Below are 25,731 nucleotides of genomic sequence, written 5' to 3' on the forward strand. Positions count from 1 at the left end.
TCCTCCTCGAAGGGCGGCCGGACCGCCCCTAGGCTCGGCCCCACGCTGCGTGATCTTGATCTTGAGCTTGAACTTGAGGAGCCTTGAGGAGCCCGATGTCAGCCGACAGCAAGCAGCCCCAGCCGCCCGACGACCGGTCCGCTGCCACCGCCGACTCCACCTCGCTCCTGCTCTCCAACGCCCGCCTCACCGACGGCCGGACGGTGGACGTCCGGCTCGTCGGGGGCCGGATCGAGGCCGTCGGAACGGCGGGCAGCCTCACGGCCGTCGGCGCCCGCGTCGACCTGGCCGGCTATCTGCTGCTCCCCGCGCCCGCCGAGCCGCACGCCCACGCCGACACCGCCCTCAGCGCCGACACCCCGGGCCCCGTCTCGTACGCCCCCGACGAGGTGCAGCGGCGGGCCACCGAGGCCGCGCTGCTCCAGCTCGGCCACGGCGCGACCGCACAGCGCGCGCACGTACGGATCGGCGACGTCCACGGGCTCGGCCCCCTCGAAGCCGTGCTCCAGGCCCGGCGCTCGCTGCGCGGCCTCGTGGACCTGACCACGGTCGCGGTGCCCCGGCTGCTGACCGGCGCGGCGGGCGCGGACGGGCTCGCGATGCTGCGGGACGCGGTGAAGATGGGCGCGAGCGTGGTCGGCGGCTGCCCGGACCTCGACCCCGACCCCACCGGGTACGTGGAGGCGGTCCTGGACGTGGCGGCCGAGCAGGGCTGCCCGGTGGACCTGCACACGGACGCGGACGACCCCGCGCGGCTCGCCCGGTTCGCGGCCATGGCGGGCGGGCTGCGGCCCGGGGTGACGATCGGCCCGTGCGCGGGACTTTCGCGGCTCCCCTCGGACGCGGCGCGGCGGGCCGCGGACCAGCTGGCGGCGGCCGGCGTGACGGTGGTCTGCCTGCCGCAGGGCGGCTGCGGGGCGACGGAGCGGCGCGGGGCGGCACCGGTCCGGCTGCTGCGGGCCGCGGGGGTGCGGCTCGCGGCCGGCGGCGGAGCGCTGCGGGACGTCTCCAACCCGGTGGGGCGCGGGGACCCGCTGGAGGCCGCGTATCTGCTGGCCTCGCTCGGGGGGCTGCCGGCGGAGGACGCGTACGGGGCGGTGAGCGCCGCGGCGCGTACGGCGATGGGGCTGACCGAGGTACGGGTGGAGGCCGGGTTCCCCGCCGAACTGCTCGCCGTGCGCGGCGAACGCCTCTCGGGCGTGCTCTCCCTCGCGTACAGCCGGATCGTCGTCCACCGGGGGCGGGTGGTGGCCCGGACGAGCGCGGTCCGCGAGTACTGCGACTCGGCGGCGGCGCTCGACCTGCCGCGCCAGGCCCGGCCGGAACGCCCGGAGCCGGGAAGCCCTCCGGCCGGTCCCGTCGTACGGTCGTGAGTATGCGCATTGTCATCGCTGGAGGACACGGTCAGATCGCCCTGCGCCTGGAGCGCCTGCTCTCGGCGGCGGGGCACGAGCCGGCGGGGCTCATCCGCAGACCAGAACAGGCCGACGACCTGCGCGCGGCGGGTGCCGAACCGATCGTCCTGGACCTGGAGTCGGCGACGGTGGAGACGGTCGCCGCGGCGCTGCAGGGCGCCGACGCGGCGGTCTTCGCGGCCGGCGCGGGCCCGGGCAGCGGCGTGGACCGCAAGGACTCGGTGGACCGCGCGGCCGCGGTGCTCTTCGCGGACGCGGCGGAACGGGCGGGCGTACGCCGGTACATCGTCGTCTCCTCGATGGGCGCGGACTCCGCCCACCAGGGCGACGAGGTCTTCGACGCCTACCTGCGCGCCAAGGGCGCGGCGGACGACTCCGTGCGCGCCCGTACGGGCCTGGACTGGACGGTCCTGCGCCCCGGCATGCTCACCAACGACGCGGGCACGGGCCTGGTCCACCTGCAGGCTTCGACGGGCCGCGGCCCGATTCCCCGCGACGACGTGGCGGCGGTCCTGTCCGAACTCCTCGACACCCCGGGGACGGCGGGCCTGACGCTGGAGCTCATCGGCGGTTCGACGCCGGTGACGGTGGCGGTGAAGGCGGTGGCGGGCGAGTAGCCCCGCCCGGCTAACGCTTCACGCGGTGACGGAGGTGGACGACTCCCGACCCGAAGGTGCGGGTCTCGACGAGTTCGAGGTCCACCCGCCGTTCGTCGCGGGGGAAGAACGGGATGCCGCCGCCGACCAACACCGGGTAGACCATGGTCCGGTACTCGTCGATCAGCCCGGCGGCGTGCGCCTCGGCGGCGAGGGTCGCGCCGCCGATCGCGATGTCGCCCTCCCCCGGCTCGGCGCGCAGCCGCTCGATCTCCTCCGCCACACTGCCGGAAGCCAGGCGGGCGTTGCCCTGCACCTCCGAGAGCGTGGTGGAGAACACCACTTTCGGCAGCGGGTTCCAGAGTGCGGTCCACTCGCGCTCGTCGTCGCCGAACTCCGGATCGTCCTGATCGACGGTCTCCCAGTAGAGCATCGTCTCGTAGAGCCGCCGGCCCAGCAGATGGACGCCGACGCCCCGGATGTCGTCGATCCAGAAGCGGAAGACCTCCTCGTCGGGCCCGCTCCACTCGAAGCTGCCGTCCGGTCCGACGATGTAGCCGTCGAGCGACACGTTCATCGCGTAGGTCACGCTGCGCATCAGAAGCCCTCCTCGGCAACGGTTTCGACAGTTATGACCGCAGACGGCCCCGAAACTCATCGCTCCCGGCACAGCAGAACGGCCCCTGATCAGCGTTTCCGCAGATCAGGGGCCGTTCTTATCGCGTGGCGGCGCCAGGATTCGAACCTGGGTAGGCTAAGCCGACGGATTTACAGTCCGCTCCCATTGGCCACTCGGGCACACCGCCATGAGATGTCGCTGCTCGGAGCCGCTTTTCGGCGGTGCTCCGTGGCAACGACGTAAACGATACCTGATCCTCAGGGGTGCTTCGCCACCGGATTGATCAGCGGTTCGGACGCGATCCGATGACTAGGCTTGGCGCCGTACGCCACGCAACCGCATCGCATTCGAGCAAGGAGCCACACGTCATGGCCGACTCCAGTTTCGACATCGTCTCCAAGGTCGAGCGGCAGGAGGTCGACAACGCCCTCAACCAGGCCGCGAAGGAGATCTCGCAGCGCTACGACTTCAAGGGCACCGACGCCTCGATCTCCTGGTCGGGCGAGAAGATCCTCATGCAGGCGAACGGCGAGGAGCGCGTGAAGGCGATCCTCGACATCTTCGAGACCAAGCTGATCAAGCGCGGGATCTCGCTCAAGTCGCTGGACGCGGGTGAGCCGCAGCTCTCCGGCAAGGAGTACAAGATCTTCGCCACGATCGAGGAGGGCATCTCCCAGGAGAACGCCAAGAAGGTCGCGAAGGCCATCCGTGACGAGGGCCCCAAGGGCGTCAAGGCGCAGGTCCAGGGCGACGAGCTGCGGGTCAGCTCGAAGAGCCGGGACGACCTGCAGGCCGTGCAGGCGCTGCTCAAGGGCAAGGACTTCGACTTCGCGATCCAGTTCGTGAACTACCGGTAGTCCTCACCAGCTGCGTGTCCGAAAACCGCCAGCCCTCGGGTGGGCGAGCCTCGCACACTGGACGGGAAGCGAGTGCGAGGAGAGGAACCGCCATGACCGTGTACGCGTACGTCGACGGGCCCCTGGGCCGGATGCTGCTCGTCGGGCGCGGCGGCGAGGACGGCGGGCGGACCGCGCTGGTCTCGCTGTCGCTGCCCGGGCAGAAGGGCGGTGCCGCCGCCGAGGACGGCTGGCGGCACGTACCCGAGGCCTTCCAGGAGATCGCCGGGCAGCTCGACGAGTACTTCGCGGGCCGGCGGGAGCGGTTCGACATCCCGTTCGCACAGAGCGGTACGGAGTTCCAGCGGCGCGTCTGGAGCGCCCTGGAGGAGATCCCGTACGGCGCCACCGTCTCGTACGGGGACATCGCCCGGACGGTCGGTTCCTCCGGGGCCGGGGTGCGGGCCGTCGGCACCGCGATCGGGCGCAACCCGCTGCTCGTCGTGCGGCCCTGTCACCGCGTCATCGGCGCGGACGGCAGTCTGCGCGGGTACGCGGCCGGCCTGGAGCGCAAGGAGCGGCTGCTCGGCCTGGAGCGGGCCGTGTGATGGACGCGCTCTTTCCGCGCGAGCGGGCGGAGATCGCCCCTGGAGCCGTGCACGTCCCCGGGTGGCTCCCCCCGGACCGGCAGCGGGAGTTGGTGGCCGCCTGCCGCGAGTGGGGGCGCGGACCCGTCCCGTACCGGCACACCGTGCTTCCGGGCGGCGGGGTGATGTCGGTGCGCTCGCTCTGTCTCGGGCGGCGCTGGGTCCCGTACCACTATCTCGACACGGTCGACGTCGAACTGCCCGGCTGGTTGGGCGAGCTGGGGCGCCGGGCGGTCGCCGAGGCCTACGGGGCCGACGGCGGCTTCACGCCCGACACGGCGCTCGTGAACTTCTACGACGCGGGCGCCGGCGCGAAGATGGGGCTGCACCAGGACAAGGAGGAGCGGTCCGGGGCGCCGGTGGTGTCGCTGAGCCTCGGCGACCGTTGCGTGTTCCGGTTCGGGAACACCGAAACCCGGGGGAGGCCCTACACGGACGTGGAGTTGGCGTCCGGGGACCTCTTCGTCTTCGGCGGGCCCTCGCGCTTCGCGTACCACGGCGTGCCCAAGGTCCTCGCCGGCACGGCCGATCCGGACCTCGGGCTGAGCGGGCGGCTCAACATCACGCTGCGGGAGACGGGGCTCCGGCCGGCCGCCCGGTCAGCGTGAGCGCGAGTGACCGAAGAGGATCCGGTACGCGATCAGCAGCACCAGCGCGCCGCCGATGGCCGAGAGCCAGGTGGCCGTGTCGTAGAAGCCGGTGGTGACCGGGCGGTCGAGGAACGTGGACGAGAGCCAGCCGCCGACGAACGCGCCGGCGATGCCGATGACGGTCGTGCCGATGAGCCCGCCCGGGTCTCGGCCCGGGAGCAGGACCTTGGCTATGACGCCCGCGAGGAGGCCCAGGACGATCCAGCTGATGACGTTCATGCCGGAGAGGACGCCGGGGCGCCGGGCGTGGTTGCGGTGCCCCGTAGTGTGCGGTGCATGACACAGGGACTGCGCCGCACCCTCGGGGTGTTCGACGCCGTCGTCATCGGGCTGGGCTCGATGGTCGGCGCGGGGATCTTCGTCGCTCTCGGCCCGGCCGCCGAGGCGGCCGGAGCCGGTCTGCTCCCGGCGCTCGGGGCCGCCGCGATCGTCGCGTACTGCAACGCCATGGCCTCGGCCCGGCTCGCCGCGCTGTACCCCGCCTCCGGCGGCACCTATGTGTACGGTCGCGAACGTCTCGGGGCGTTCTGGGGATACCTGGCGGGCTGGGCGTTCGTCGTCGGGAAGACGGCCTCGTGCGCGGCGATGGCGCTGACGGCCGGGGCGTACCTGTGGCCCGAGCAGGCGCACGCGGTGGCGGTCGCCGCAGTGGTGGCAATGACGGCCGTGAACTACGGCGGTGTGCAGAAGTCGGCCCTGCTGACCCGGGCGATCGTGGCGCTGGTCCTGGCCGTCCTGGCGGCCGTGGTCGTCGCCTCGCTGAGCTCGGACGCGGCCGGTCCCGGACGGCTCGCCCTGGACGGCGAGGTGACGGCGAGCGGGGTGCTCCAGGCGGCGGGGCTGCTCTTCTTCGCCTTCGCCGGGTACGCGCGGATCGCCACGCTCGGCGAGGAGGTCCGCGATCCGGCCCGGACCATCCCCCGGGCCGTGCCCCTCGCTCTCGGCATCGCACTCGCCGTCTACGCGGCGGTGGCGGTGAGTGTCCTCGCCGTCCTCGGGCCGCAGGCCCTCGCGGCCTCCCCCGCCCCGCTGACCGACGCGGCCCGGGCGGCGGGCGCCGGATGGCTGGTCCCGCTGGTCACCGTCGGCGCGGCCGTCGCGGCCCTGGGCTCGCTGCTCTCGCTGATCCTCGGCGTCTCCCGTACGACCCTGGCGATGGCCCGGGACCGGCATCTGCCGTCGGGACTGGCCGCCGTGCACCCCCGCTTCCAGGTCCCGCACCGGGCGGAGCTCGCGGTGGGCGCGGTGGTGGCCGTGGTGGCGGCCACCGTGGACGTGCGGGGCGCGATCGGCTTCTCGTCCTTCGGCGTCCTGGTCTACTACGGCATCGCCAACGCCTCCGCCTGGACGCTGGGCCCCTCCCGGGGGCGCTCGAACCAGGTGCTCGCCGCGATCGGGCTCGCGGGCTGCGGGGCGCTGGCGTTCGCGCTGCCGCCCGCCTCCGTCCTGGCGGGGCTCGGCGTCCTCGCCGTGGGTACGGTCGCGTACGCGGTCAGCCGGGGGCGGCACACCGGTACGTGAGGGGTTCCGCCCGCCCGTGGACCTCGCGTCCCCTCACCAGGGCCGGCCGAGGCCGAACGCCGTCCACGCCCCGAGCCAGAGCAGGAGACCCCCGGCGGTCAGGAGCAGCGTCACCTTGCGGATCACCGTGGCGAGCGGGGCTTCGTGGGCGGCCCGGTCGGGCCGGCGCGGGTCGTGGACGACGGTGAGGGTGGGTGCCGTACCGGAACCGCGGGTGTAGGGGCGCGGGACGCCGGCGGAGTCGTTGAAGTAGTACCGCGGACGCGCGTCGCCGCTCCCGACCCGCTCGGCGACCGTGGTGACGCCGTGCCGGGCGAGGCGGGCCCGGCGGAGTACCTCCTCGACGGCGAGGAGGCAGACGGACAGGCCGACGAAGAGCGGGAAGAGCCCGGTGGTCACGCCCAAGTCGCGCTCGCCGGGGGTGTCGTCGGCCCAGACGGCGTAGCCCGCGTAGGCGAGGGCGATGGCCGCGACGACCGCGATCCGGTACCAGTGCGTGCGGCGGACGGCGGGGCGGGTGACCAGGGCGCTGCCGGCCGGGTCGCGCCGCTCGGGCAGGGCGTCGGTGAGCGCGGTGGCGAAGGAGGCGGACGCGGTCTCGGTGACGCCTTCGACGCGATGGACCTCACCGTCGGTGAGGACGATCTCCAGGCCGGATCCGGGAGGTCCGGCGACGCGGGCCTCCGCGACGGCGGCGAGCGGGATGACGGTGATCCCGTCGGTGCGCGAACCGGACCGCGAGCCGGACCGCGTGCCGGTGCCCGAGCCGGGCCGCGAACCGGCCCGTGCTTCGGCCCCTGCTTCGGCGCCCGAGAGGGTGAGTGCGCCGGTGCCGAGCGTCACGGACACCCGGCGGCCTTCGAGTCTCTGAATCGAACCCATGCGCATGATCATGGCGGGGCGGCCCGCAGCGCCCTCGGCCGCCCCCGGTCGGCGCGGGCGCTAGACGGTGTATCCGTACGCCTGTTCGGAAGGGACGATCTCCTTGCCCAGCGGCAGCAGCGAGACCGGGATCAGCTTGAAGTTCGCGATGCCCAGCGGGATGCCGATGATCGTGATGCAGAGGACGATGCCGGTGGTGATGTGGCCGAGCGCGAGCCACCAACCCGCGAGGATCAGCCACAGCACGTTGCCCACGCAGGACGGGGCGCCCGCGTCGTGGCGGTCCACGACGGTGTAGCCGAAGGGCCAGAGGGCGTAGACCCCGATCCGGAACGCGGCGAGTCCGAAGGGGATGCCGATGATCGTGATGCACAGCAGGACGCCGGCCAGCATGTAGCCGAGGAACATCCAGAAGCCGCACAGGATCAGCCAGATGACGTTCAGGATTGTCTTCACGGGCGGTGACCTGCCATCTGTTCGAGTCGGGCGATGCGCTCCGCCATCGGCGGGTGCGTCGAGAACATCTTCGAAACGCCTTTCCCCCCTCCGAAGGGGTTGGCAATCATCATGTGGCTCGCGGTCTCGATCCGCGGCTCGGGCGGCAGCGGGAGCTGCTTCGTGCCGGCGTCGAGTTTGCGCAGCGCGCTGGCCAGGGCCAGCGGGTCGCCCGTGAGCTGGGCGCCCGACGCGTCCGCCTGGAACTCACGGGAGCGGCTGATGGAGAGCTGGATCACGGAAGCGGCGACCGGACCGAGGATCATGATCAGGAGCATGCCGAGCAGCCCCGGCCCGTCGTCGTCACTGGACCGGCCCACCGGGATCAGCCAGGCGAAGTTCACCAGGAACATGACCACGGAGGCCAGCGCGCCGGCGACCGATGAGATCAGGATGTCGCGGTTGTAGACGTGGCTCAACTCGTGGCCGATGACCCCGCGCAGCTCGCGCTCGTCGAGGATCGCGAGGATGCCTTCCGTGCAGCAGACGGCCGCGTTCCGCGGGTTCCGGCCGGTGGCGAAGGCGTTGGGCGCCTGGGTGGGCGAGATGTAGAGCCGGGGCATCGGCTGGCGTGCCTGGGTGGAGAGATCGCGCACCATCCGGTAGAGCGCGGGGGCCTCGAACTCGCTCACCGGGCGGGCGCGCATGGCGCGCAGGGCCAGCTTGTCGCTGTTCCAGTAGGCGTACGCGTTGGTGCCGACCGCCACGACGAGCGCGACGATCAGCCCTGTCCGTCCGAAGAAGCTGCCGATGACGATGATGAGGGCCGAGAGCCCTCCGAGGAGTACGGCGGTCCTCAGCCCGTTGTGCCGGCGGTGCACGGTACGCCCTCCAAGTGGTGCGGCAGGGGAACCCTTTGCTCGGTGGCGGTCCTCCCCCAGACTTCGTCCGGGGCGACCCCATGTCCAGTGGACCCTCCCGTACTGGTCAACGCCAGGCGGAAGGCGCGGGTTCCCCTGCCCTCGCAGGGGGCGATGTGAGCTGTACGGGTGAACCGGCGGCGGTCAGCGGGCGGCCGGGAGGCCGGCCTGCACCAGCGCGCCGGCAGCGGGCTCGATCTCGCTGGTGCAGTGCGCGCAGCGGGTGGCGATGGCCGGGATCTCGGAGAAGCAGCGGGGGCAGTCGCGCTTCTCGGCCTTCGCGTCGGCCTCTTCCTTGATGAACCTCGCCTGGACCTTCGCCATGGGGAGGACGATGAGGAAGTAGAGCACGGCGGCGGTGATCACGAACGCGATGGTCGCGGCGATCGCCAGACCGTAGGGGAAGATCGTCTTGCCGACGGTGAACTTCGCCTCGCTGAAGTCACCGACCGTGCCGGTGGCGAGACCGATGAGCGGGGTGATGAACGCCTTGCTGAAGCCGGTCACGACGGCGGTGAACGCCGATCCGACGGCCAGACCGATGGCCATCGAGATGATGTTGCCGCGGAGTATGAAGTCCTTGAAACCGTTCAGCACGGGTGAAGCTCCTTGGTGCGTTTCTCTGTGTGGGGGTGGGGGCGGACCGCGGGGGTCAGAAGAGCGTGGTGGCCGCGAAGCGCAGCGCGAACTGCGGGTAGCCCGACAGTACGACGCCGACGACGGCCGCCAGGACGATCGCCAGGGTGATCGCGGCGGGCACGCGCGCGTGGGCCCGCTCGCCCGCCCGCTCTCCCGCCGGCTGGTCCACGGATTCTCCCAGGGGCTCGCGGAAGAGCAGCCCGGTCCACCGCAGGTAGTAGTAGAGGCCGATGACGACGTTGACGCCCATGACCACGGCGAGCCAGCCGAGGCCGGCGTCGACCGCCGCCGAGAAGACGGTGACCTTGGCGAAGAGGCCGATGACGCCCGGGGGCAGCCCGGCCAGGTTGAGCAGGAAGAAGCCCATGGTGAGCGCGAGCAGCGGACTGGCCGCGTACAGACCGCGGTAGTCGGCGATCCGGTTCTCCGGGTGCGTGCGCGCGACCAGGGCGGCGACCGCGAAGGCGCCGAGGTTCACGACGGCGTACATCAGGGCGTACGCGACGGTGGCGCCGATCTGGTCGTCGCTGGAGTACGCGGCGGCGGCGATCGGGACCAGGAGGTAGCCGGCCTGGGCGACGGAGGACCAGGCGAGCAGCCGCACCGCGCTCCACGCGCGCGTGGAGACCTGCCGCAGGGCGCCCACGTTGCCGACCGTCATGGTCAGCGCAGCGAGCACCGCCAGCGCCGGGCCCCAGATGTCCGCGTACGAGGGGAAGGCGACGACCGTGACCAGGATGAGGCCCGTGAAGCCGACGGCCTTGCCGACGACCGAGAGGTAGCCGGCGACGGGCAGCGGGGCGCCGATGTAGGTCTCCGGGACCCAGAAGTGGAAGGGGACGGCGGCCGTCTTGAAGGCGAAGCCGACGAGCGTGAGCGCCACGCCCGCCTGGGCGAGGGTCTGCAGCTGGCCGGGGACGTCGTCGAGGCGCTGGGCGACCTCGGTGAGGTGGAGGGTGCCGGTCGCCCCGTACACGAAGCTCACGCCGAGCAGGGTGACGGCGGTCGCGGTGACCGAGGAGAGGAAGAACTTCAGCGCCGCCTCGCTGGACCGCCGGTCGCCGCGGCGCAGACCCACGAGCGCGAAGGCGGGCAGCGAGGCCACTTCGAGGGCGACGACGAGGGTCGCCAGGTCGCGGGAGGCGGGCAGCAGGGCCGCGCCCGCGGCCGAGGAGAGCAGCAGGAACCAGTACTCCCCCGGCGGGAGCTTGTCGCGTGTGTCGGCGAGGGAGAGCAGGGCGGTGAGGAGCGCGCCGCCGAGCACCAGGAACTGGATGACCAGCGTGAAGCGGTCGGCGGTGTAGCTGCACGCGGCGGTCGCGGCCGGCTCGGTGGTGAGGCAGAAGGTCGAGCGGTCGCCGGCGCGCAGTGGGACGAGCAGCGCCAGCGCGGCGGCGAGTCCGCCGATCGCGGTCCAGCCGAGGAGCTGCTTGTGCCGCTCGGGTACGAAGAGGTCCGCGACCAGCACGGCCAGGGCGACCAGGGCGGTCAGGGTGGGCGGCGCGATCGCGAGCCAGTCGACGGACTGGACGAGGGTCGTGGGGGTCACGAGTTTCCTCCCGCGAGGAGCTGCTGCACGGCCGGGTCGGTGAGGCCGAGGAGAACCGCGGGCCACAGTCCGGCGAGGACGGTGAGGGCGACGAGCGGGGTCCACGCGGCGAACTCGTACCCCTGGACGTCGGCGATCGTGCCCTCCCCGCTCGGGCGGGGCCCGCCCATGCAGACCCGGCGGACGACGACGAGGAGGTACGCGGCCGTGAGGAGGGTGCCGAACGCGCCGATCGCCATGAAGGTGAGGAACGCGGGGCGGCTGAGGCCCGGGGCCGGTTCGAAGGCGGCGAACAGGGCCAGCATCTCGCCCCAGAAGCCGGCCAGGCCGGGCAGTCCGAGGGAGGCGACGGCGGCGAACGCGAGCAGTCCGCCCAGGCGCGGGGCGCGGCCGTAGAGGGCCGCACCGGTGGCGCCGGCGAGGGTGTCGAGGTCGGCGGTGCCGTACCGGTCCTTCAACGCGCCGACGAGGAAGAACAGCAGGCCGGTGATGAGTCCGTGGGCGATGTTGGCGAAGAGCGCGCCGTTGACGCCGGTGGGAGTCATCGTCGCGATGCCGAGGAGCACGAAGCCCATGTGGCCGACGGAGGAGTACGCGATCAGACGCTTGAGGTCGCCGTTGGTGCCGGGGCGCGTGAGCGCGAGGCAGGCGAGGGATCCGTAGACGATGCCGACGACGGCGAAGGCGGCGAGGTAGGGCGCGAAGGTCCGCATGCCGTCGGGCGTGATCGGCAGGAGGATCCGGACGAACCCGTACGTGCCCATCTTCAGCAGGACGCCGGCGAGGAGGACCGAGCCGACCGTGGGGGCGGCGGTGTGGGCGTCCGGGAGCCAGCTGTGCAGCGGCCACATCGGGGTCTTCACCGCGAGCCCGATCCCGATCGCGAGAACGGCGATGACCTGCACGGACATCGTCAGCCCACGGCCGTTGTCGGTGGCGAGTGCCACCATGTCGAACGTGCCCGCCTTCAGTCCCACGAGGAGCAGGCCGAGCAGCATGACGACGGATCCGAGCAGCGTGTAGAGGATGAACTTCCAGGCGGCGGCCTGCCTTCCGGCACCGCCCCAGCGGGCGATGAGGAAGTACATCGGGATGAGGACCATCTCGAAGGCCAGGAAGAACAGGATCAGGTCGAGGACGGCGAAGGTCGCGAGGGTGCCGGACTCGAGGACGAGGAGGAGCGCCACGAAGCCCTTGGGGGAAGGGCCGGGCGGCATCTTGAAGTAGCTGTAGAGCGCGCAGAGGAAGGTCAGCAGCGCGGTCATGACCAGGAGGGGGAGGGAGATGCCGTCGACACCGAGGTGGAGGCGCACGTCGAGTGCGGGGATCCACTTGACGTCCGTGCTCGCCTGGATCCTCGACGGGTTGTCGTGGTCGAAGCCCAGCATGAGGACGATCGCGGCGGCGAGGACGACGCCGGTGACGAGCACGCCGTGGCGCAGCACGGCCTGGTCCGGGGACTTCCCCTTCAGCCCGGGCGGGGCCGGGAGGAGAGCGGCGACGGCGCCGACGAGCGGGCCGGCGACGATCAACGCGAGAAGGAACTGCATCACGGATTCGCTGATATCGATCACGTCTCACGCTCCCGCGACGGCGACGAGTACGGCGGCGATCGCCAGGACGACGGAGCCGGCGAGCAGGGCGCTCAGATAGGTCTGCACGTTGCCGGTCTGGGCGCGGCGGACGAGCCAGCCGAGCCACTGGGTGCCGGTGCCCGCGCCGCGCACGTACGTGTCGACGACCTCGCGGTCCAGGAAGCGGACCAGGGAGGCCGCGGCGAGGACGGGGCGGACGAACACGGCGCTGTAGAGGGCGTCGACGTGGAAGCCGGCGGCCGCCGGGCGGTGCAGGGGGCCGAGCAGGGCGCGGCCGGGGTCGGTCGGGTCCTCGGCGGGGTGCGGCAGGTGCAGGGCCTCCGCCTCGACCTTGCCCGCCTCGGCGTCGGGGTGGGCGACGTGAGCGGCGGCGGGCACCTTGGCGGGGGCCTTGGTGGCGAGCGTGCGCCAGACGGCGTAGGTGACGGCCGCGCCGATCACGGCGATTCCGGTGCCGAGGACGGCGGTGGTGACGGTCGGGGTGAGGGCGTGCCCGTCGAACCAGTCGTCGAGGTACGTGACGCTCAGGCCGAAGCCGAGGGAGGGGATGGCGAGCACCCACAGGACGGAGGTCATGGCGATCGGCTGGCGCCCGTGGTCCGGGACCTCGGCGCCGCGGCCCCGGAAGGCGAGCAGCCAGAGCCGCATCGCGTAGGCGGCGGTGAGGAGGGCGGTGAGCAGGCCCGCGACGAGGACGGCCCAGCCCGCCGCGGCGGGTGCGACGGTCCGGTCGCCGAGGGCGGTGTGCTCGGCGGCCACGAGGACGGCTTCCTTGGAGAAGAAGCCGGCGAACGGCGGCAGGGCGGCGAGCGCGAGGAGGGCGACGGTCATCGTCCAGTACGCGTCGGGGACCCGCTTCGTCAGACCGCTCATCCGGGACATGGCCGAGAGCGAGTTCGTGCCGGCGGCATGGATGACCGCGCCGGCGGCGAGGAAGAGGAGCGCCTTGAACGCGCCGTGGGACATGAGGTGGAAGACGGCCGCGCCGCGGTCGCCCACCGCCAGGGCACCGGCCATGTAGCCGAGCTGACCGATCGTCGAGTAGGCGAGGACGCGCTTGATGTCGTCCTGGGCGAGTGCGGCGAGCCCCGAGCCGACCATCGTGACGGCGGCCATCACGGCGAGCACGGTCAGCGCGGCCGCGGACGAGGCGAAGACGGGCAGCAGGCGGGCCACGAAGTAGATGCCGGCGGCGACCATCGTCGCCGCGTGGATGAGCGCGGAGACGGGGGTGGGGCCGGCCATCGCGTCGGGGAGCCAGGTGTGCAGCGGGAACTGCGCCGACTTGCCCGCGACGCCCGCGAGGAGCAGCAGCGCGACGAGCGTGGGGTGGTCGAGCCCGCCGGCCGCGACGGCGCCCAGGATGCCGTCGATCCGGAACGTGCCCGCGTCCGTGGCGAGCGCGAAGAGGCCGATCAGGAAGGGGACGTCGCCGAGCTTGGTGACCAGGAAGGCCTTGAGGGAGGCGGCCCGCGCCTCGGGGGTCTCCCAGTAGTGGCCGACGAGGAAGTACGAGCAGATGCCCATGATCTCCCAGCCGACCAGGAGCACCATCAGGTCGCCGGAGTAGACGACGAGCAGCATCGCGGAGGTGAAGAGGGAGACGAGCGCCGCGTACGAGGGATAGCGCGGGTCGTCGCGCAGATAGCCGGTCGAGTAGATCTGCACGCAGGTGGCGACCACTCCGACGACGACGGCGACGAGGGCGGCGAAGCCGTCGATGTACAGCGCAAGGTCGATGGGGACCGAGCCGGTGGGGGTGAGCTGGGTGGAGGCCTCGATCGTCGGCCCGCCGCCCTGGCGGACGGCGACCACGGCGGCCAGCGCGGCGGCGACGAGCGCCGGCAGCACGGCGAGGGGGCGGACGAAACCGGGGGCCTTCCTGCCCAGGAGCAGACCGGCGACGGAGCCGAGGAAGGGAAGGACGGGGACGAGGACGGCGAGGGTCGTGGTGGTCACGCGGTGGCCTCGGCCTTCTCGTCGGTCCCGGCGGTCCGGGGCTCGGCGTAGTCGGTCCCGGCGCCGTGGGGCTCGGCGTTGTCGCGCAGCCGGTCGACGTCCGAGGTGCCGCGGTTGCGGTAGACCATCAGGACGATCGCGAGACCGATGCCGATCTCCGCGGCGGCGATGGCGATGGTGAAGAGGGTGAGCGCCTGGCCGGCGTGCAGGGTGTCGCGGAGCCAGACGTCGAAGGCGACCAGGTTGAGGTTGACGGCGTTGAGCATCAGCTCGACGGACATCAGGACCAGGATCGCGTTGCGGCGGGCGAGGACGCCGTACAGGCCGACGCAGAAGAGCAGGGCGGCGAGGACGGCGGGGTAGGCGAGATGCATCAGTCCCGGGCCTCCTTGGCGTTCTTGCGGGACAGGACGATCGCGCCGACCAGCGCGGCGAGCAGCAGGACGGAGAGCGCCTCGAAGGGCAGCACCCAGTGCCGGAAGAGGATCTCGCCGGACACCTCGGTGGAGCCCTGGGCCGGGCCGTCGAGCTCGATCCAGGTCGTACGGAACGCGTCGACGACCACCCAGACGAGCGCCGCGGCCGCGGCGAGCGCGACCGCGAGGGCGACCGGGCGGTTGCCCGAGTCGGCGTCCGGGGAGCGGCCGATGGGGGCCCTGGTGAGCATGAGCCCGAAGAGGAGGAGGACGACGACGGAGCCGACGTAGATCAGCACCTGGACCCAGGCGATGAACTCCGCGGTGAGCAGGAGGTACTCGACGGCGAGCCCGCCGAGCGCCATGACCAGCCAGAGCGCGGCGTGCACGAGCTGGCGGGTGGTGACGGTCACGACGGCGGCGCCGAGGGTCACGAGGCCGACGAGGAGGAAGGCGATCTCGACACCGGAGGGCGAGAGGAAGCCGGGGGTGGAGGCGGCGAGCGGGGCGGCGGCGAGGTTCACTGCTGGTCCCCCTCCGCCTGGGCCTGGGTGTCCGCCTGGGCCTGGGCCTGGGCTTCGGCCTCGGCGGCGGCTGCCGCGGTGGCGGCCTTCTCCACGGCCTTGCGCGCCGCGGCGATCTCCTTCGGCTCCTCGGCGCCCGGGTCGAGCGCGGGCGGTTCGGGGACCGTCCACATCCACTCGCGGAGCTTGTCGCGCTCGTGGGTGAGTTCGTGGATGTCCGTCTCCGCGTACTCGAACTCGGGCGACCAGAACAGCGCGTCGAAGGGGCAGACCTCGATGCAGATACCGCAGTACATGCAGAGGGCGAAGTCGATGGCGAAGCGGTCGAGGACGTTGCGGGAGCGCTCGCGGCCGCCGGGGACGGCGGCGGGCACCGTCTCCTTGTGGGAGTCGATGTAGATGCACCAGTCGGGGCACTCGCGGGCGCAGAGCATGCAGACGGTGCAGTTCTCCTCGAAGAGCCCGATGACACCGCGGGTGCGGGGCGGGAGTTCGGGCTGCTTGTCCGGGTACTGCGCGGTGACGGTCTTCTTCGTCATCGTGCGGAGGGTGACGGCGAGGCCCTTGGCGAGGCCGGATCCGGGAATGGCCATTACTGGATCGCCACCTTCACGATGCCGGTGAGCGCGATCTGCGCGAGGGCGAGCGGGACGAGGGTGGTCCAGGCGAGCTTCTGGAGCTGGTCCTCGCGGAGCCGGGGGTAGCTGACGCGGAGCCAGATGACGACGAAGGCGAGGATCGCGGTCTTGAGCAGGGTCCAGACCCAGCCGAGGCCGTCGGCGCCGAAGGGGCCGTGCCAGCCGCCGAGGAAGAGGACGGTGGTGAGCCCGCAGAGGACGACGATGCCGGCGTACTCGGCGAGCAGGAAGAGCGCGAAGCGGAGGCCGGTGTACTCGGTGTACGCACCGAAGATGATCTCGGAGTCGGCGACGGGCATGTCGAACGGCGGGCGCTGGAGCTCGGCGAGGCCGGCGACGAAGAAGACGATCGCGCCGACGATCTGCCAGGGCAGCCACCACCACTCGAAGGCGCCGAGGATGCCGGGGAGGGAGACGGTGCCGGCGGCCATCGCGACGGAGGCGGCGGCGAGGAGCATCGGGAGCTCGTAGGCGAGCAGCTGCGCGGCGGTACGGAGGCCGCCGAGCAGGGAGAACTTGTTGGCGGACGCCCAGCCGGCCATGAGGCTGCCGAGGACGCCGACGCCCATGACGGCGAGGACGAAGAAGATGCCGGCGTCGACGACCTCGCCGACGGCCCCTTCGCCCGGGCCGATGGGGATGGCCACGAGGACGAGGAGGTACGGGAGGAGGGCGACGGCGGGGGCGAGCTGGAAGACGCGGCGGTCGGCGTCGGCCGGGACCACGTCCTCCTTCTGCGCGAACTTGACCCCGTCGGCGACGAGCTGGGCCCACCCGTGGAACCCACCGGCGTACATGGGCCCGAGGCGGCCCTGCATATGGGCCATGACCTTGTGCTCGGTCTGCCCGATGACGAGGGGCAGCACGAGGAACACGGCGAAGACGACGAGCAGCCGCAGGGCGACGTCGAGTGCGTCGTTCACGCGGATTCGCCTCCGTCGGGGGTGGTGGGATGGTCGGTACGTCCGGCCCCGGCCTCAGGATCGGCCCCGCCTTCGGGGGCGGGTGCGCCTTCCGGGGCGGGTGCGCCTTCGGGGGCGGGTCCGTCTTCCGGGGCGGGTCCGTCTTCGGGGGCGGGTGCGTCTTCCGGCGCGGGCCGGGCTTCGGGCGCAGGTGCGGCCTCGGGCGCAGGTGCACCTTCGGGCGCCGGCCCTGCCTCCGGCGCAGGTGCGGCCTCGGGCTCAGGCCCGGCGTCCGGCGCAGGTGCGGCCTCGGGCTCAGGCCCGGCCTCCGGCGCAGGTGCGGCCTCGGGCGCGGGTGCGCCTTCCGGCGCGGGCCCTGCCTCCGGCGCAGGTGCGGCCTCGGAAGCAGGTCCGGCCTCCGGCGCGGGTGCGGCCTCGGCAGTAGATCCGGCCTCAGGCGCGGGTGCGGCCTCGGAGCCCTGTCCCGCCTCAGGCGCGGGTCCCGCCTTGGGCTCGGGCCCGGTCTCCGGGGCCGGTTCGGTCTTCGGGGTCTTCGTCGCGTCGGGGTCGAAGGCCGGGCGGGCGTGGTGCCAGGGCGCGTCCGAACTCTGGGGGCGCGACGGCGCCGGGGGCGCAGCCGCCTGGCTCGCCGAGCCGTCGGACGCACTGCGGGTGCGCCGCGGCGGACGCGCCGGGGCCTCCGGGGCCTCCGGCTGGGGCGCCGGGCCCTCGGCCGCCTGGCTCGCCGAGCCGTCGGACGCACTGCGGGTGCGCCGCGGCGGGCGCACCGGGGCCTCCGGGGCCTCCGCCGCTTCCGCCTGGCTCGCCGAGCCCTCCGACACGCTTCGCGTGCGCCTCGGCGGGCGCGCCTCCGCCGCTTCCGGCTGGGTCGCCGAGCCCTCAGCCGTGGTGCGGGCGCGGCGCGCGGGGCGGTCGCCCGCGGCCGCCGCGCCTCGGGCGGGACGGGACGGGGCGGGCGGGAGCTGGCCCTTCATCGGGCCCCAGTCGTTGGGGTCGGGGACACCCGGCGGCAGCATCTGACGGCGCTTCGGCCCGCCGTGCTCCGACTCGCCCGGCTCCTTCGCCCCCGGCCACGCCTTCACGACCCGCGCCGCGAGGACGAAGTCCTTCCGCAGCGGGTGGCCCTCGAAGTTCTCCGGCAGGAGCAGCGGCACGAGGTTCGGGTGGTCCGTGAACTCGACGCCGAACATCTCGTGCGTCTCGCGCTCGTGCCACTCCGCGCCCGCGTACACCGGAACCGCCGTCGCCAGCACCGGCGACTCGTGGCTCACCGTCGTCCGCACCAGCAGCCGGCGCACCGCGCCGCCCTCCAGCGCCACCACGTGCGCGCACACCCGGAAGCCGACGCCCGGCTCGTCCACCGCACTCAGCCAGTCGAAGTACGTGCAGCCCAGCTTGTCCCGCGCGATCTCCAGCGCGGCGATCCACGAGCCGACCGGCACGTCCACCGTCAGCAGGTCGTACGCCCGCTGCGCCGTCGCCTCCTCGCCGAAGACCTCGGTCACGGCCTCCGGGAGGGAGTCGTACGCGTTCGCGTTCACTTCTCCTCACCGCCCGGCTTCGGCGGCGTCACCAGACCGCTCGTCAGCTGCCCGACGGACGGACCCGAGTAGCGCGCCGCGAGCGACTCGCGCGCGATCTTCTCCTGGAGCTTGAGGATCCCCTGCAGCAGCGCCTCGGGGCGCGGCGGGCAGCCCGGCACGTAGACGTCGACGGGGATGATCTGGTCGACGCCCTTCGTCACCGAGTACGAGTCCCAGTACGGCCCGCCGCAGTTCGAGCAGGCGCCGAAGGAGATGACGTACTTGGGCTCCGGCATCTGCTCGTACAGCCGCTTCACCGCCGGTGCCATCTTGTCCGTCACCGTGCCGGAGACGATCATCAGGTCGGCCTGGCGCGGCCCCGGCGCGAAGGGGATCACGCCGAGCCGGATGAAGTCGTGGCGGGCCATCGACGCGGCGATGAACTCGATCGCGCAGCAGGCGAGGCCGAAGTTGAAGACCCAGAGGCTGTAGCGGCGGCCCCAGTTCAGGACCACCTTCATCGGCTCGGGCGCCAGCCGCGCGAGCGGGCCGAGCTTGGGAGCCGGCAGCGGCGTCGGAGCCGGCAGCGGGGTCGGGGTCACGTCCATGTCAGGACGCCCTTCTTGTACGCGTAGAGCAGTCCCACGGCCAGGAAGCCGAGGAAGATGAACATCTCGACCAGCGTCGTCCCGCCGTAGCCGGGCGCGGCGAACACCGTCGCCCACGGGAAGAGGAAGATCGAGTCGACGGCGAAGATCACGTAGAGGAAGGCGTACACGTAGTAGCGGACCTGGGTGTGCGCCCAGCCCTCCCCCACCGGGTCCACGCCGCACTCGTACGTCAGCAGCTTCTCCGGCGTCGGCACGACGGGCCTCAGCAGCCGGCCCGCGCCGAACGCGACGGCCACGAAGAGCACGCCGACGACGGCGAGCAGGCCGACGACGGAGTACGACTGGAAGTAGTCCGCCGCGAGTCCGTGTCCCGCCCGTACGGTCGGATCCGGCACGTCCACCCCTCGCTCCCTGCCCGTTTCGGCGATCGTCTGTACGCACGGGAGTCTAGGCCCTGCTAAAGACGCCGTAAGCGGTCGTGTCACAGAGTGAGCGGTGGGGATATCCCTACTCTCCTTCACCGACGTACCCCATGGCGTGCCGAGCCCCCCGACCGGCACGCTTGCCCCATGAACGTCGACACCGAGACCCCGCTGCCGCCCGTGCGCTCCGCCTACGGCCGGCACACCTGGAAGGAGATCTCCTTCCTCCTCACCAATCTGTTCGCCGCCGTGGCCGGGTTCGTGTACGTGGTGGTCGCGGTCGCCGTCGGCGTGGGCCTGGCCGTCACGGTGATCGGCCTGCCGCTCATGGCCCTCGGTCTCGCCGGGGCGCGCGGCCTGGGCCGGGCCGAGCGGGCGAGGGCCCGGGCGCTGCTCGGTGTACGGGTGGACGAGCCCAGCCCGCTCCCCCGCCGGCACGGCTTCTTCCCCTGGCTGTGGACGGCGCTGACGGACCCGGTGGGCTGGCGGACGATGCTGTACGGCTTCATCCGGTTGCCGTGGGGCATCGTGACCTTCGCCGTCACCCTCGTCTCGCTGGTCGTGCTCTGGCCCCTGCTGCCGTTCGTGGCCCGCGGTCTGTCGACCGCCGACCGGGCCATGGTCCGCGGTCTCCTGTCCCCCTCGGACGAGCTGGAGCGGCGGATCGCCGAGCTGGAGTCGGACCGGGGCGTGGTCGTCGACACCGCCGCCGCCGATCTGCGCCGCATCGAACGCGATCTGCACGACGGCGCGCAGGCCCGGCTCGTCGCCCTGGCGATGGGGCTCGGTCTGGCGAAGGAGAAGCTCCTGGAGGACCCGGAGGCGGCGGCCACGATGGTCGACGAGGCGCACGGCGAGGTGAAGCTCGCGCTGCAGGAACTGCGCGATCTGGCCCGGGGCATCCACCCGGCCGTCCTGACCGACCGCGGTCTGGACGCCGCGCTCTCCTCGATCGCCGCGCGCTGCACGGTCCCGGTGAAGGTGACGGTCGACCTGACCGAGCGGCCGGCCGAGGCGATCGAGGGCATCGCGTACTTCACCGTGTCCGAGCTGCTCCAGAACGTCTCCAAGCACGCCCGTGCGCGGTCCGCCTCCGTGGAGGTGTGGCGGCGCGAGGACCGGCTGCTGCTCCAGGTACGGGACGACGGGCAGGGCGGCGCCCGGCTGGACGGCGGCACGGGGATGGCGGGGCTCGCGGAACGGCTGGGGGCGGTCGACGGTCTGTTCGTCCTCGACTCGCCGGAGGGCGGCCCGACGACGGTCACGGCAGAACTGCCGTGGCGCGCCCGCCCGCTCCCCGCGTAGCCGGGCGGGGACGGCCGGCGGTCCTGGGGACGCACGGCGGCCCGGCGTCGCACGGCGGCCCCGGGAACGCACGGCGGCCCCGGGGGCCGCGACCCACGGGGCCTGGCTGGCCCTGGGGGCCGCTACCGCCCGGGCCCCGTACGCCGACGGCCGCCGCAGCCTCCGGCCGTGCGCCGCTTGCGCGGCGGCACGACCGCCGCACCCCCGCCCCGTACTCCTCTCGCACGTCCGGGGGCCGCCCCGCCGTGCCCCCGAGGTAGGGAAATCCCCCCTCCGCAGACGCCCACCTCCCTCATGGTCCGGGGCGCGTCCGCACGGAAACCTTGAGCCGTACTCCTCCACACCCCACTGCCCCACTCCTCTCCTTCCCCGAGCAGAACGGACAACAGCGATGGCATCCCACCGCCTCCCCGCCGCGATCCGCGCGCCGTTCGAGGCCCGCACCTGGCGCGAGTTCGGCTATCTGGTGCTCGGGCTGCCGCTGAGCTGCGTCTATTTCGCCCTCTCCATCGCCCTGGTCTCGGCCGGCGCCGGACTCCTCGTCACCTTCCTCGGCATCCCCGTCCTCGCGGGCGCCCTCGCCATGTGCCGCGGCTTCGGCGCCGTGGAGCGGGCCCGGGCGCGCGGGCTGCTCGGTCTGGAGGTCGCACCGCCCGAGCCCGCCCGGGGCCGTACCGGCGGGGCGATGTCGTGGATGGGGGCGACGCTGAAGAGCGGCGCGTCCTGGCGCCACCTCCTCTACGCGCTCCTGCACATGCCGTGGGCGATCTTCGCCTTCACGGTCTCGGTGGCCTTCTGGATGTACGGCTGGGCCCTCTTCACGTACCCGCTGTGGCAGTGGGTCTTCCCGATGTACGCCGGCCAGGACGGCCTCCAGCTGTACGGCGACCGGACGCACGCCTTCTACCTGGACTCCCCCTTCGAGATCGCCGTCACCAGCGCCGTCGGCCTGCTCTTCGTGCTCGCCGGGCCGTGGATCATCCGGTCGCTGGCCGCCGTGGACCGGCTGATGGTCTCCGGGCTGCTCGGCCCTTCGCGGCTCGCGACGCGGGTCACGGAGCTGGAGACCGACCGGGGTGTGGTCGTCGACACCGCCGCCGCCGATCTGCGCCGCATCGAACGCGATCTGCACGACGGCGCGCAGGCCCGGCTCGTCGCCCTCGCCATGGATCTGGGCCTGGCCAAGGAGAAGCTGGCGGAGGACCCGCAGGCGGCGGCGCGGATGGTGGACGAGGCGCACGGCGAGGTGAAGACGGCGCTGCAGGAGCTGCGCGACCTGGCCCGGGGCATCCACCCGGCCGTCCTGACCGACCGCGGTCTGGACGCCGCGCTGTCGGCGGTCGCCGCGCGGTGCACCGTGCCGGTCTCCGTCGACGTGGACCTCCCGGCCCGGCCGGTGCCGGCGATCGAGGGCATCGCGTACTTCACCGTGTCCGAGCTGCTCCAGAACGTGTCCAAGCACTCCGGGGCCCGGCAGGCGTGGGTGGATGTGTGGCGGACGGGCGACCGGCTGCTGCTCCAGGTACGGGACGACGGGCGTGGCGGCGCGGACACGGCCGCGGGCCGGGGGCTGGCCGGGCTCACCGAGCGGCTGGACGCGGTCGACGGGATCCTCGCCGTGGACTCGCCCGCGGGAGGCCCGACGACGATCACGGCGGAACTCCCCTGGCGCGCGTAGTCCCCGCACGGGGCCCGAGGCTCGGGCCCGACGCCGTGCCGCCCGGGTCATACCGGCCAGGGCGGCGCCGGACCCGGGTCATCTCGGCCCGGGCGGAGCCGGACCCGGGCCATCTCGGCCCGGGCGGAGCCGGACCCGGGCCGCCTCTCAAGTCCCGCACAAAGATCACCCCGCACAGGACCGCTCCATGACACGCCCCTGACACTCCTGAACCCGACCACGCCCCGTCGCGTCCCTCTTACTGCGATGCTGGGACGCATCGAACACCGGAACATGGGGGCTTCAAAGTCGTGGAAGACGTGGCGGACAGGGTGCGCGTGGTCATCGCCGAGGATTCAGTGCTGCTCCGAGAGGGCCTGACCCGGCTGCTGACCGACCGGGGGCACGACGTCGTCGCCGGGGTGGGCGACGGAGAGGCCCTGGTCAAGACCGTCGCCGGTCTCGCGGGCGACGGCGAGCTGCCCGACGTGGTCGTGGCCGACGTCCGGATGCCCCCGACCCACACGGACGAGGGCGTACGGGCGGCGGTGCGGCTGCGCAAGGAGTACCCCGGGGTGGGGGTCCTGGTCCTCTCGCAGTACGTGGAGGAGCAGTACGCCACCGAACTCCTGGCCGGATCCAGCCGGGGCGTGGGCTATCTCCTCAAGGACCGGGTCGCCGAGGTCCGCGAGTTCGTGGACGCCGTCGTCCGGGTGGCCCGGGGCGGTACGGCGCTGGACCCGGAGGTCGTGCAGCAGCTGCTCGGCCGGAGCCGCAAGCAGGACGTCCTGGCGAACCTGACCCCGCGCGAGCGCGAGGTCCTGGGCCTGATGGCCGAGGGACGGACGAACTCCGCGATCGCCAAACAGCTGGTCGTGAGCGACGGCGCCGTGGAGAAGCACATCAGCAACATCTTCCTGAAGCTGGGCCTGTCCCCGAGCGACGGCGATCATCGTCGGGTACTCGCGGTGTTGACCTATCTGAATTCCTGACTACCTGACACCCTGTCAGATATCGGGGTCGGGGCCTAGGACCGAAGAACGAGCGGAATGCGACTTTCCGGAAAGATCTGGGGGGCGACAGAACGTGACGATTCATAGCAAACAGGCATCTCAAAACGAGGTCCATGATGCGAGAAGTCCCGGGGAGGGCCACCTCACCGTCGTAGGGTGGGCCACGGGGCCGGCCGGTTCGCCGACCGCCCCGCGAGCCTTCTCCCGCCTGTGGCGGAGAGACCCTTGCCGCGAGGGAGGTCCAGTTCAGTGACCAGCCAGGTCAGTAGCGAGGCCGGCGAGGCCCTGGTCGGGGAGCAGCGCAGCGCCGCCCCGACGGCGCCCCGCCACGGCGACGAGAAGGAAGTCCGCCGGCTCGATCGGGTGATCATCCGGTTCGCGGGTGATTCCGGTGACGGTATGCAGCTCACGGGTGACAGGTTCACCTCGGAGACGGCGTCGTTCGGGAACGACCTGTCGACGCTGCCGAACTTTCCGGCGGAGATCCGGGCCCCCGCAGGGACCCTGCCCGGCGTCTCCTCGTTCCAGCTCCACTTCGCCGATCACGACATTCTGACGCCGGGGGATGCCCCGAACGTGCTGGTCGCGATGAATCCGGCCGCGTTGAAGGCGAACATCGGTGATGTGCCGCGGGGCGGCGAGATCATCGTGAACACGGACGAGTTCGCGAAGCGGGCGATGGCGAAGGTCGGCTACGCGACGTCGCCGTTGGAGGACGGGTCGCTGGACGCCTACCGGGTGCATCCGGTGCCGTTGACGACTTTGACGATCGAGGCGTTGAAGGATTTCGGTCTGTCGCGGAAGGAGGCCGAGCGTTCGAAGAACATGTTCGCGCTCGGGCTTTTGTCGTGGATGTATCACCGGCCGACGGAGGGCACGGAGACGTTCCTGCGGCAGAAGTTCGCGAAGAAGCCGCAGATCGCCGAGGCGAACGTGGCCGCGTTCCGGGCGGGCTGGAACTTCGGCGAGACGACGGAGGACTTCGCCGTCTCCTACGAGATCGCCCCGGCGACGAAGGCGTTCCCGGCCGGCACGTACCGCAACATCTCCGGGAATCTGGCCCTGTCCTACGGCCTGATCGCCGCGGCCCGTCAGGCGGATCTGCCGCTCTACCTGGGTTCTTATCCGATCACTCCGGCCTCGGACATCCTGCACGAGCTGTCGCGGCACAAGAATTTCGGTGTGCGCACGTTCCAGGCGGAGGACGAGATCGCCGGGATCGGCGCCGCGCTGGGGGCCGCGTTCGGCGGTTCGCTGGCGGTGACGACGACGTCGGGGCCGGGTGTGGCGTTGAAGTCGGAGACGATCGGTCTGGCGGTCTCGCTGGAGCTGCCGCTGCTGATCGTGGACATCCAGCGCGGCGGGCCCTCGACCGGGCTGCCGACGAAGACCGAGCAGGCGGATCTGCTGCAGGCGATGTACGGCCGCAACGGTGAGGCGCCGGTACCGGTGGTGGCGCCCAGGACGCCGGCGGACTGTTTCGACGCGGCGATCGAGGCCGCCCGGATCGCGCTCGCCTACCGCACCCCGGTGTTCCTGCTGTCCGACGGCTACCTCGCCAACGGCTCGGAGCCGTGGCGGATCCCGGACATCGACGAACTCCCCGACCTGCGCGTGCAGTTCGCCACCGGCCCGAACCACACGCTGGAGGACGGCAGCGAAGTGTTCTGGCCCTACAAACGCGACCCGCAGACCCTGGCCCGCCCGTGGGCGGTGCCGGGAACACCGGGCCTGGAACACCGCATCGGCGGCATCGAGAAACAGGACGGCACCGGGAACATCTCCTACGACCCGGCCAACCACGACTTCATGGTCCGCACCCGCCAGGCCAAGACCGACCGCATCACCGTCCCCGACCTCACCGTCGACGACCCCGACAACGCCAGGACCCTGGTCCTGGGCTGGGGGTCGACATACGGCCCGATCACCGCCGCGGTGCGGCGCATCCGCCGCGAGCAGGGTGCGATCGCGCAGGCCCACCTGCGCCACCTCAACCCCTTCCCCGCGAACCTCGGCGAGATCCTGAGCGGTTACGACAAGGTGATCGTCCCGGAGATGAACCTCGGCCAGCTCGCCACCCTCATCCGGGCCAGATACCTCGTCGACGCCCGCTCACACACCCAGGTCAACGGCATGCCGTTCAAGGCGGAACAGCTCGCCACGGTTCTCAAGGAGGCCATCGATGAGTGAGACGCTCCTGAACCTCGTGCCCAAGGCCGAAGCCGCCCAGACCATGAAGGACTTCAAGTCCGACCAGGAGGTGCGGTGGTGCCCCGGCTGCGGTGATTACGCCGTCCTCGCCGCCGTCCAGGGCTTCATGCCCGAACTCGGCCTGGCGAAGGAGAACATCGTCTTCGTCTCCGGCATCGGCTGCTCCTCCCGCTTCCCGTACTACATGAACACCTACGGGATGCACTCCATCCACGGCCGCGCCCC

The 25,731-nt window shown here is 72.3% G+C and carries 26 protein-coding genes, 1 tRNA gene and 1 pseudogene; 11 read left to right on the top strand and 17 right to left on the bottom strand.

Translation table 11 applies throughout. The annotated features are described in order from the left end of the window. Nucleotides 1-95 precede the first annotated feature (95 nt). Together ACFVGW_RS26455 and ACFVGW_RS26460 are read left to right on the top strand one after the other, a co-directional pair. The gene (locus tag ACFVGW_RS26455) at nucleotides 96-1,373 is read left to right on the top strand and encodes an amidohydrolase family protein (RefSeq protein ID WP_352188343.1); all 1,278 of its coding nucleotides are present in this window, start codon (nucleotides 96-98) and stop codon (nucleotides 1,371-1,373) included. Nucleotides 1,374-1,375: 2 nt separating this feature from the next. Further along, a complete protein-coding gene (locus ACFVGW_RS26460; protein WP_383229292.1) occupies nucleotides 1,376-2,032 on the top strand; it encodes an NAD(P)H-binding protein in 657 nt (218 codons plus the stop codon). Between the two features lie 10 nt (nucleotides 2,033-2,042). Here ACFVGW_RS26460 and ACFVGW_RS26465 read toward each other — a convergent pair whose 3' ends face one another. Together ACFVGW_RS26465 and ACFVGW_RS26470 are read right to left on the bottom strand one after the other, a co-directional pair. Continuing rightward, nucleotides 2,043-2,609, bottom strand: coding sequence for a dihydrofolate reductase family protein (locus ACFVGW_RS26465; RefSeq protein ID WP_385853693.1), 567 nt, complete (start codon nucleotides 2,607-2,609; stop codon nucleotides 2,043-2,045). A gap of 126 nt (nucleotides 2,610-2,735) precedes the next feature. Next, nucleotides 2,736-2,817, bottom strand: a tRNA-Tyr gene (locus ACFVGW_RS26470). Nucleotides 2,818-2,998: 181 nt separating this feature from the next. Here ACFVGW_RS26470 and ACFVGW_RS26475 point away from each other — a divergent pair. The 3 genes from ACFVGW_RS26475 to ACFVGW_RS26485 all read left to right on the top strand — a co-directional run bounded on the left by ACFVGW_RS26475 (nucleotide 2,999) and on the right by ACFVGW_RS26485 (nucleotide 4,721). Then, nucleotides 2,999-3,487: a YajQ family cyclic di-GMP-binding protein gene (locus ACFVGW_RS26475; RefSeq protein WP_147980723.1), complete on the top strand. Its 489-nt coding sequence runs from the start codon at nucleotides 2,999-3,001 to the stop codon at nucleotides 3,485-3,487. Nucleotides 3,488-3,579: 92 nt separating this feature from the next. Then, nucleotides 3,580-4,074 carry a methylated-DNA--[protein]-cysteine S-methyltransferase gene (locus ACFVGW_RS26480; protein ID WP_385853694.1) on the top strand — a complete coding sequence of 165 codons (495 nt, stop codon included), beginning with the start codon at nucleotides 3,580-3,582 and terminating at the stop codon, nucleotides 4,072-4,074. Then, nucleotides 4,074-4,721 carry an alpha-ketoglutarate-dependent dioxygenase AlkB family protein gene (locus ACFVGW_RS26485; RefSeq protein WP_385853695.1) on the top strand — a complete coding sequence of 216 codons (648 nt, stop codon included), beginning with the start codon at nucleotides 4,074-4,076 and terminating at the stop codon, nucleotides 4,719-4,721. Before ACFVGW_RS26480 ends, ACFVGW_RS26485 begins: the two co-directional genes overlap by 1 nt. On the opposite strand, the gene ACFVGW_RS26490 is transcribed toward ACFVGW_RS26485, so the two are convergent. Beyond that, nucleotides 4,713-4,982 carry a GlsB/YeaQ/YmgE family stress response membrane protein gene (locus tag ACFVGW_RS26490; RefSeq protein WP_352188338.1) on the bottom strand — a complete coding sequence of 90 codons (270 nt, stop codon included), beginning with the start codon at nucleotides 4,980-4,982 and terminating at the stop codon, nucleotides 4,713-4,715. The two genes, ACFVGW_RS26485 and ACFVGW_RS26490, sit on opposite strands and share 9 nt — an antisense overlap. 57 nt (nucleotides 4,983-5,039) lie before the next feature. Between ACFVGW_RS26490 and ACFVGW_RS26495 the strand changes: the two genes are divergently transcribed. Next, a complete protein-coding gene (locus tag ACFVGW_RS26495) occupies nucleotides 5,040-6,284 on the top strand; it encodes an APC family permease (RefSeq protein ID WP_385853696.1) in 1,245 nt (414 codons plus the stop codon). Between the two features lie 33 nt (nucleotides 6,285-6,317). Here ACFVGW_RS26495 and ACFVGW_RS26500 read toward each other — a convergent pair whose 3' ends face one another. From ACFVGW_RS26500 to ACFVGW_RS26565, 14 genes are all read right to left on the bottom strand, one after another. Continuing rightward, nucleotides 6,318-7,166, bottom strand: coding sequence for a hypothetical protein (locus ACFVGW_RS26500; protein WP_385853697.1), 849 nt, complete (start codon nucleotides 7,164-7,166; stop codon nucleotides 6,318-6,320). A gap of 60 nt (nucleotides 7,167-7,226) precedes the next feature. Next, on the bottom strand, nucleotides 7,227-7,622 hold the full coding sequence (locus ACFVGW_RS26505; RefSeq protein ID WP_352188335.1) for a YccF domain-containing protein: 396 nt from the start codon (nucleotides 7,620-7,622) through the stop codon (nucleotides 7,227-7,229). Continuing rightward, on the bottom strand, nucleotides 7,619-8,482 hold the full coding sequence (gene htpX / locus ACFVGW_RS26510) for a zinc metalloprotease HtpX (RefSeq protein ID WP_352188334.1): 864 nt from the start codon (nucleotides 8,480-8,482) through the stop codon (nucleotides 7,619-7,621). Before htpX ends, ACFVGW_RS26505 begins: the two co-directional genes overlap by 4 nt. Before the next feature lie 183 nt (nucleotides 8,483-8,665). Further along, nucleotides 8,666-9,118: a large conductance mechanosensitive channel protein MscL gene (mscL, locus tag ACFVGW_RS26515; protein WP_383229300.1), complete on the bottom strand. Its 453-nt coding sequence runs from the start codon at nucleotides 9,116-9,118 to the stop codon at nucleotides 8,666-8,668. Between the two features lie 55 nt (nucleotides 9,119-9,173). Beyond that, entirely contained in the window at nucleotides 9,174-10,709 is a 1,536-nt protein-coding gene (locus tag ACFVGW_RS26520) for an NADH-quinone oxidoreductase subunit N (protein WP_385853698.1), read from the bottom strand. Continuing rightward, nucleotides 10,706-12,259 (bottom strand): NuoM family protein, encoded by a 1,554-nt coding sequence (locus tag ACFVGW_RS26525; protein ID WP_385853712.1) that lies wholly within the window; start codon nucleotides 12,257-12,259, stop codon nucleotides 10,706-10,708. The genes ACFVGW_RS26520 and ACFVGW_RS26525 overlap by 4 nt, the downstream gene beginning before the upstream one ends. A 27-nt stretch (nucleotides 12,260-12,286) precedes the next feature. Further along, nucleotides 12,287-14,263: an NADH-quinone oxidoreductase subunit L gene (locus tag ACFVGW_RS26530; protein WP_385853699.1), complete on the bottom strand. Its 1,977-nt coding sequence runs from the start codon at nucleotides 14,261-14,263 to the stop codon at nucleotides 12,287-12,289. After that, the gene (nuoK, locus tag ACFVGW_RS26535; RefSeq protein WP_385853700.1) at nucleotides 14,260-14,637 is read right to left on the bottom strand and encodes an NADH-quinone oxidoreductase subunit NuoK; all 378 of its coding nucleotides are present in this window, start codon (nucleotides 14,635-14,637) and stop codon (nucleotides 14,260-14,262) included. Before nuoK ends, ACFVGW_RS26530 begins: the two co-directional genes overlap by 4 nt. Next, nucleotides 14,637-15,203 carry an NADH-quinone oxidoreductase subunit J gene (locus tag ACFVGW_RS26540; protein WP_385853701.1) on the bottom strand — a complete coding sequence of 189 codons (567 nt, stop codon included), beginning with the start codon at nucleotides 15,201-15,203 and terminating at the stop codon, nucleotides 14,637-14,639. The genes nuoK and ACFVGW_RS26540 overlap by 1 nt, the downstream gene beginning before the upstream one ends. Further along, the gene (locus tag ACFVGW_RS26545) at nucleotides 15,200-15,796 is read right to left on the bottom strand and encodes a NuoI/complex I 23 kDa subunit family protein (RefSeq protein WP_385853702.1); all 597 of its coding nucleotides are present in this window, start codon (nucleotides 15,794-15,796) and stop codon (nucleotides 15,200-15,202) included. The genes ACFVGW_RS26540 and ACFVGW_RS26545 overlap by 4 nt, the downstream gene beginning before the upstream one ends. Then, complete coding sequence (locus tag ACFVGW_RS26550; protein WP_385853703.1) at nucleotides 15,796-16,764, bottom strand: NADH-quinone oxidoreductase subunit H; 969 nt, start codon at nucleotides 16,762-16,764, stop codon at nucleotides 15,796-15,798. The genes ACFVGW_RS26545 and ACFVGW_RS26550 overlap by 1 nt, the downstream gene beginning before the upstream one ends. Then, nucleotides 16,761-18,305 (bottom strand): NADH-quinone oxidoreductase subunit C, encoded by a 1,545-nt coding sequence (locus ACFVGW_RS26555; protein WP_385853704.1) that lies wholly within the window; start codon nucleotides 18,303-18,305, stop codon nucleotides 16,761-16,763. The genes ACFVGW_RS26550 and ACFVGW_RS26555 overlap by 4 nt, the downstream gene beginning before the upstream one ends. Beyond that, a complete protein-coding gene (locus ACFVGW_RS26560; protein ID WP_352188325.1) occupies nucleotides 18,302-18,895 on the bottom strand; it encodes an NADH-quinone oxidoreductase subunit B family protein in 594 nt (197 codons plus the stop codon). The genes ACFVGW_RS26555 and ACFVGW_RS26560 overlap by 4 nt, the downstream gene beginning before the upstream one ends. Further along, nucleotides 18,886-19,293, bottom strand: a complete 408-nt coding sequence (locus tag ACFVGW_RS26565) for an NADH-quinone oxidoreductase subunit A (RefSeq protein WP_352188433.1) — start codon at nucleotides 19,291-19,293, stop codon at nucleotides 18,886-18,888. Before ACFVGW_RS26565 ends, ACFVGW_RS26560 begins: the two co-directional genes overlap by 10 nt. 174 nt (nucleotides 19,294-19,467) lie before the next feature. Here ACFVGW_RS26565 and ACFVGW_RS26570 point away from each other — a divergent pair, with 174 nt between their 5' ends. The 5 genes and pseudogenes from ACFVGW_RS26570 to ACFVGW_RS26590 form a co-directional block, all read left to right on the top strand. After that, complete coding sequence (locus ACFVGW_RS26570) at nucleotides 19,468-20,625, top strand: sensor histidine kinase (RefSeq protein ID WP_385853705.1); 1,158 nt, start codon at nucleotides 19,468-19,470, stop codon at nucleotides 20,623-20,625. Between the two features lie 391 nt (nucleotides 20,626-21,016). Next, complete coding sequence (locus ACFVGW_RS26575) at nucleotides 21,017-22,303, top strand: sensor histidine kinase (RefSeq protein WP_385853706.1); 1,287 nt, start codon at nucleotides 21,017-21,019, stop codon at nucleotides 22,301-22,303. Nucleotides 22,304-22,614: 311 nt separating this feature from the next. After that, entirely contained in the window at nucleotides 22,615-23,274 is a 660-nt protein-coding gene (locus tag ACFVGW_RS26580) for a response regulator transcription factor (RefSeq protein ID WP_352188432.1), read from the top strand. Nucleotides 23,275-23,544: 270 nt separating this feature from the next. Then, nucleotides 23,545-25,485 carry a 2-oxoacid:acceptor oxidoreductase subunit alpha gene (locus ACFVGW_RS26585; protein WP_385853707.1) on the top strand — a complete coding sequence of 647 codons (1,941 nt, stop codon included), beginning with the start codon at nucleotides 23,545-23,547 and terminating at the stop codon, nucleotides 25,483-25,485. After that, nucleotides 25,478-25,731: pseudogene (locus tag ACFVGW_RS26590) on the top strand (2-oxoacid:ferredoxin oxidoreductase subunit beta); the annotation flags it as partial. The gene ACFVGW_RS26585 and the pseudogene ACFVGW_RS26590, both read left to right, overlap by 8 nt.

It is taken from the genome of Streptomyces sp. NPDC127129 (assembly GCF_042671585.1).
Lineage (GTDB): Bacteria > Actinomycetota > Actinomycetes > Streptomycetales > Streptomycetaceae > Streptomyces.

Excerpts from the sequence above, each read along its gene's own strand:
- ACFVGW_RS26500 (WP_385853697.1), bottom strand. The coding sequence starts at position 7,166 with ATGGGTTCGATTCAGAGACTCGAAGGCCGCCGGGTGTCCGTGACGCTC.
- ACFVGW_RS26560 (WP_352188325.1), bottom strand. The coding sequence starts at position 18,895 with ATGGACGTGACCCCGACCCCGCTGCCGGCTCCGACGCCGCTGCCGGCT.
- ACFVGW_RS26465 (WP_385853693.1), bottom strand. The coding sequence starts at position 2,609 with ATGCGCAGCGTGACCTACGCGATGAACGTGTCGCTCGACGGCTACATC.
- ACFVGW_RS26480 (WP_385853694.1), top strand. The coding sequence starts at position 3,580 with ATGACCGTGTACGCGTACGTCGACGGGCCCCTGGGCCGGATGCTGCTC.
- ACFVGW_RS26495 (WP_385853696.1), top strand. The coding sequence starts at position 5,040 with ATGACACAGGGACTGCGCCGCACCCTCGGGGTGTTCGACGCCGTCGTC.
- ACFVGW_RS26525 (WP_385853712.1), bottom strand. The coding sequence starts at position 12,259 with ATGCAGTTCCTTCTCGCGTTGATCGTCGCCGGCCCGCTCGTCGGCGCC.
- ACFVGW_RS26545 (WP_385853702.1), bottom strand. The coding sequence starts at position 15,796 with ATGGCCATTCCCGGATCCGGCCTCGCCAAGGGCCTCGCCGTCACCCTC.
- ACFVGW_RS26575 (WP_385853706.1), top strand. The coding sequence starts at position 21,017 with ATGGCATCCCACCGCCTCCCCGCCGCGATCCGCGCGCCGTTCGAGGCC.
- ACFVGW_RS26570 (WP_385853705.1), top strand. The coding sequence starts at position 19,468 with ATGAACGTCGACACCGAGACCCCGCTGCCGCCCGTGCGCTCCGCCTAC.
- ACFVGW_RS26485 (WP_385853695.1), top strand. The coding sequence starts at position 4,074 with ATGGACGCGCTCTTTCCGCGCGAGCGGGCGGAGATCGCCCCTGGAGCC.
- nuoK (WP_385853700.1), bottom strand. The coding sequence starts at position 14,637 with ATGCATCTCGCCTACCCCGCCGTCCTCGCCGCCCTGCTCTTCTGCGTC.
- ACFVGW_RS26460 (WP_383229292.1), top strand. The coding sequence starts at position 1,376 with ATGCGCATTGTCATCGCTGGAGGACACGGTCAGATCGCCCTGCGCCTG.
- ACFVGW_RS26455 (WP_352188343.1), top strand. The coding sequence starts at position 96 with ATGTCAGCCGACAGCAAGCAGCCCCAGCCGCCCGACGACCGGTCCGCT.
- ACFVGW_RS26475 (WP_147980723.1), top strand. The coding sequence starts at position 2,999 with ATGGCCGACTCCAGTTTCGACATCGTCTCCAAGGTCGAGCGGCAGGAG.
- ACFVGW_RS26490 (WP_352188338.1), bottom strand. The coding sequence starts at position 4,982 with ATGAACGTCATCAGCTGGATCGTCCTGGGCCTCCTCGCGGGCGTCATA.